Origin of the sequence: Aeromonas sp. QDB18 (assembly GCF_027705325.1) — a bacterium.
GTDB lineage: Bacteria > Pseudomonadota > Gammaproteobacteria > Enterobacterales > Aeromonadaceae > Aeromonas > Aeromonas caviae.
In genome coordinates, this window is sequence record NZ_JAPDBQ010000209.1 from 1 (window position 1) to 4,823 (window position 4,823).

General features: G+C 62.9%; 3 protein-coding genes and 1 pseudogene. 2 read left to right on the forward strand and 2 right to left on the reverse strand.

The features are described from left to right. Nucleotides 1-68 precede the first annotated feature (68 nt). A pseudogene (gene clcA, locus OKC30_RS19850) lies at nucleotides 69-1,168 on the reverse strand (H(+)/Cl(-) exchange transporter ClcA); the annotation flags it as partial. Between the two features lie 209 nt (nucleotides 1,169-1,377). Between clcA and hemL the strand changes: the two are divergent. Both hemL and OKC30_RS19860 read left to right on the forward strand, forming a co-directional pair. Next, a complete protein-coding gene (hemL, locus tag OKC30_RS19855) occupies nucleotides 1,378-2,664 on the forward strand; it encodes a glutamate-1-semialdehyde 2,1-aminomutase (protein WP_039040861.1) in 1,287 nt (428 codons plus the stop codon). Between the two features lie 200 nt (nucleotides 2,665-2,864). After that, nucleotides 2,865-3,686, forward strand: coding sequence for a hypothetical protein (locus OKC30_RS19860; protein ID WP_160837814.1), 822 nt, complete (start codon nucleotides 2,865-2,867; stop codon nucleotides 3,684-3,686). Here the strand turns inward: OKC30_RS19860 and OKC30_RS19865 are convergent. Beyond that, nucleotides 3,601-4,503 carry a sulfite exporter TauE/SafE family protein gene (locus tag OKC30_RS19865; RefSeq protein ID WP_160837811.1) on the reverse strand — a complete coding sequence of 301 codons (903 nt, stop codon included), beginning with the start codon at nucleotides 4,501-4,503 and terminating at the stop codon, nucleotides 3,601-3,603. The two genes, OKC30_RS19860 and OKC30_RS19865, sit on opposite strands and share 86 nt — an antisense overlap. Nucleotides 4,504-4,823: the final 320 nt, after the last annotated feature.

The window sequence follows — 4,823 nt, forward strand, 5'->3', positions numbered from 1 at the left end:
ATGGATTTAGGGACTCAGAATACTTTTTTCTGAAAATCAAGGCGGCCTTCCCCGGAAAGCCGCGATGAACCAAAGATCACCCCGAACAGGGTGCCCAGCGCCAGGGTCGGCGCAAAGACACCACCAGGGGCCCCCGAGCAAAAGCAGATGAGGGTACCCACCAGTCGCACCGAGAAGATGATGAAGAGCGTCGCCATCGCATAGTCTCCCCCCGTCAGATGCGGGATGAGCTCGATTCCCCCTCCAGTGACCGAAGGGGCGAACAGCGACAGCATGCCAAAGGTTCCAGCCACCCCCATGCCGATGATGACGAAGCGGTGGCGCTTGTTCTGATGCAATGCCAGGTAACCATCCTGACAGGCGAGCACCAGCTTGTTGAAGACGAACCCCAGCACACCAAAGCAGCCCCCCATGAAGAGAAACAGCCAGAGCGCCTTCAAGGCCGGAGCGTCGTAGTGAGGCAGCATGATGACGGGGGATTGCCCTTTCATGTTCTGCAGCATCAGGGTCGCCATGACGGCCGAAATCCCGACCGCCTTGATGGCGAGGAAGGAGTAGCGAAATTGCGGTCGCATCTCTTCCATGACAAACAGTATCCCTGCCAGCGGGGCATTGAAGGCCGCAGCGAGACCACCCGCCGCACCGGCAGCCAGCAGGGCGTGGCCATGCTCCTTGGGCAACCGGAAGATATCCGCCACCATCTTGCCGAGGTTGCCCCCTATCTGCACCGAGGGCCCCTCCCACCCAGCACCATGCCGGAACTCAGGGTACAGACCCCGCCAAAAAACTTCACCGGCAACACCCGCCACCAGCGTACCGGGCGCAGGTCGTCCATGGCCCCTTCAATTTCCGGGATACCGGATCCCCCCGCCTCGGGGGCAAAGGCATGAGTGAGGAAATAGCCGACCAACCCCAGCAGGGCGCTGAAACCAAAGCCGAGCAGACCGAGCTGCCACCAGGGGCGATCGGCCAGCAAGTCGACACGCTGCTGGGCCAGCCAGTGAACGCAAGACTCGAACAATCCGCACACCAGGCCTGCCAGCAGGCCGACCAGGGCCGCCAGCAGGAGCACCAGCAGCGGCATCTTGTCCCGCCGTATCAGGCGCTGCAAGACTGGAGGACGACGCAGCGAGGCCGCGTCGGCGGAAGGAATGGCTTGTTGCTCCATGGATAATCACGCTCATCTAACGAGGACCAGACACACCTCGGCCTCGGCTGCCCAGCTCTGGGCCTTTCTGCTATAGTCGGCCCGTTTCATGTATCACGGGCGAGAGTCCGGGGCGAGAGCGCAAAGCATACTCCTCCCGCCATCCCCTGCCGAGCCGCAATCGGCAGCCTGCGCCCGGGTAACGACCAAAATCCCATTAAGGATGATCCATGTCAAAATCAGATCAGCTGTTTGAACAGGCCCGCCAGACCATTCCCGGTGGCGTCAACTCACCGGTCCGCGCCTTCAACGGGGTCGGCGGCACACCCCGCTTCATCGATCACGCCGATGGCGCCTACCTCTATGACGTGGACGGCCAGGCCTATGTGGATTACATCGGTTCCTGGGGCCCCATGCTGCTCGGTCACAACCACCCGGCCATCAAGGCCGCGGTCATCAAGGCGGTGGAAAAAGGGCTTAGCTACGGTGCCCCGACCGAGATCGAAGTGCTGATGGCCGAGAAGGTGCGCCAGATCGTCCCCTCCATGGAGCAGGTGCGGATGGTCAACTCCGGCACCGAGGCGACCATGAGCGCCATCCGGCTGGCCCGCGGCTACACCGGTCGCGACAAGATCGTCAAGTTTGAAGGCTGCTACCACGGCCATGCCGACTCCCTGCTGGTCAAGGCCGGCTCCGGTGCCCTCACCCTGGGTCAGCCCAACAGCCCGGGCGTACCGGCCGATTTCGCCAAACACACGCTCACCTGTGTCTTTAACGATCTGGACTCGGTGCGCGAAGCCTTCACCCAGTACGGCAGCGAGATCGCCTGTATCATCGTCGAGCCGGTCGCTGGCAACATGAACTGCATCCCGCCGGTGCCCGGCTTCCTGGAAGGGCTGCGCGCCATTTGTGACGAGTTCGGCGCCCTGCTGATCCTGGATGAGGTGATGACGGGTTTTCGCGTCTCCCTGCGTGGTGCCCAGGGCCACTACAACATCGACCCGGATCTCACCACCCTCGGCAAGATCATCGGTGCCGGCATGCCGGTGGGCGCCTTCGGCGGCAAGAAGAAGGTGATGCAACACATCGCCCCGACCGGCCCCGTCTATCAGGCTGGTACCCTCTCCGGCAACCCGGTGGCCATGGCCGCCGGCCTCACCATGCTGGACCTGCTGCTGGAGCCGGGCCTCTATGAGCAGCTGAGCGCCAAGACCGCCCGTGTCGCCGAGGGGCTCAAAGCCGCCGCCGCCAGGCACGGCATCCCGCTCGCCATCAACTACGTGGGCGGCATGTTCGGCTTCTTCTTCACCGACGAGACCGAGATCACCCGCTACGAGCAGGTGACTCGCTGCGACATGGAACGCTTCAAGCGCTTCTATCACCTGATGCTGGAAGAGGGTGTCTATCTGGCACCGAGCGCCTACGAGGCGGGCTTCCTGTCGCTGGCGCACGGCGACAAGGAGATTGAACACACCCTGGCGGCCGCCGAGCGCAGCTTCGCCAAGCTGGCTGGCTGACAAGCAGCAAGATGTGCAGAGGGCCCCGATGGGGCCCTTTTTTGTTTGCTCGTCCCGACAAGGCACCATAGTGGTGCATCCTTAAGTCCCTCACCGGAACCTTGCCACCTGCTGGTGCGCCGCGCCGTACACGGGCTGTCATAAATCGGGCCCACAATTTGCAGGCCCCTGCTTCAGGAGCCCATTGGACCGAGGTGTATATGGCAGAGATGAGCCCCATCGATGTGCTGCGGCGCTATCAGGAGTACGAAACCGAGCTGGCCCCCCTGCTGCTGGGGCTGCTCACCCTCCCCGAGGCGTCTCTCAAGACCTATGCCTTCGTCGAGGAGGTGAAGAGCCTGGCCCCCCAGATCAGGCCTGCCATACTGGCGCCCGTTCCGGCGGCCCAGGGGCAGCTGCGCCTGCTGGTGCAGGGCCATGGCCGGGAGCTGGAGATCAACCTGCACCAGCTGATCGCCTGGCTGATGGGGGACAGGGAGCGGCGGCGCGCCATTCCCTGGTTCAGGGCCGTCTACGTCGTCCTGAGTCTGGCCCTGTTTCTCATCGTCGGCACCCTCATCTGGCACGGGCTGGAACAGCTCTATCTGCTCCTGTGCGGCACCCAGCAGAACCGGCTGGGGGCCTTCAGCGCCATCATCTTCCTCACGCTCGCGCTGGCGGTGTTCGATCTCGGCAAGACCATCCTCGAAGAGGAGGTGCTGCTGCATAAGGACATCTTCCGCCACAGCGCCATCCGGCGCACCATTACCCGCTTTATCGCCGCCATCCTGATCGCGGTCTCCATCGAGGGGTTGCTGCTGCTGTTCAAGGGATCCCTCGGCCAGAGCGAACTGCTCTGGCCTGCGGTGGGGGTGATGGGCTGCGCCGTGGGGTTGCTGCTGGCGCTGGGGCTCTATGTGTTTCTCGGTGCCAGGGCGGAAGCCGCACTGGTGCAGGCTAACCAGCGATATCCGCAGCCAGCTGCGCGGTGGGGCGACGAGCCGCCCGCCAGGAGGCGTACATGGTCCAGGAGGTATAGATGACGATGAAGGCCACCAGCCATTTGAGCATCTCCATCTCCATGGATTTGACCAGCATGGCCGCCAGCACCACGCCGATGGGGCCGAAGATGGCCACCGCCAGCACGGCCCGCGCATCGAAAGCCCCCATGCGAATGAAGGTCCCCGCCGAGAAGACGCTGAGCACGGCGGTGGATCCCATCATGATGGGGAAGGTCACCAGCGGGTTCATGCCGAGCAGATAGACCAGGGTCATGCAGGGGGCGAACAGGCCGATACCGACGTTCATCAGGGCTCCGAACAGGAAGTTGCCGGCAAGGGCGATCCCCAGCTTGTAACCGCTCAGCCCCATGGCCTCGCCACCGAGGGGGAAGAGCCCAAGCAGACCGGCAAAGATGAGACCGGCGACCACCAGCAGGGAGACCGCCATCACCAGCCGGATGGTCTGGCGATCAAAGGAAGCCACGTAACGGGCGCCCCAGGCCGCACCGGCTGCTGCCGCCGCCATCATGCTGATGAGGGTCATGGGATCCACGTTGACCACGCCGATGAAGATGAGAGCCTGGGTCACGGTCGGCAGCACGCACTGGCCGTTGAGGGTACCGGGCAGCACCCGATCATCGATCAGCCTGAACTGCTTGTAGCAGGCGGTCTTCACCGCAAAGCTCCCCACCCCCAGGGTATCGAGAAAATTGGCCACAAAACCGATGGCCGCCACCGGCCAGAAAGGGGTGGCTTCGAGCTGGCCATGACGCCGTTTGTGCCACCAGGCACGGACCAGCATAAAGAGAAAGACCAGGGCACAACCGATAAACAAGAGACGCAGAAAAGTGACAAGCATGGGGAGACCTCCAACAACGGGCGGCGATTCTAAGGCAGCGGAGGGAAAAAATCCTGGCCAGGATCATGAGACGACGGGTGCAAACGTTTGGCCCCGACTATTTTGGCTGGCAGAACCCGAATGGGGCTATCCATACTGGTTGGGAGGGCGACAGCCCGGGCTCATCGGGCGTAGTCCTGGTCATTTCGCGACGACCACAGCACCGGTGAGGCGTAAACGAAAGAAGGCGGGGTGACCCGCCTTCTTTTTTGGTTCTTCGCGGGATCTTGGGGAAGTGGAAGTTGACAGACAGGGTGCTGGTAAACTGGCTGTCTCCAAAC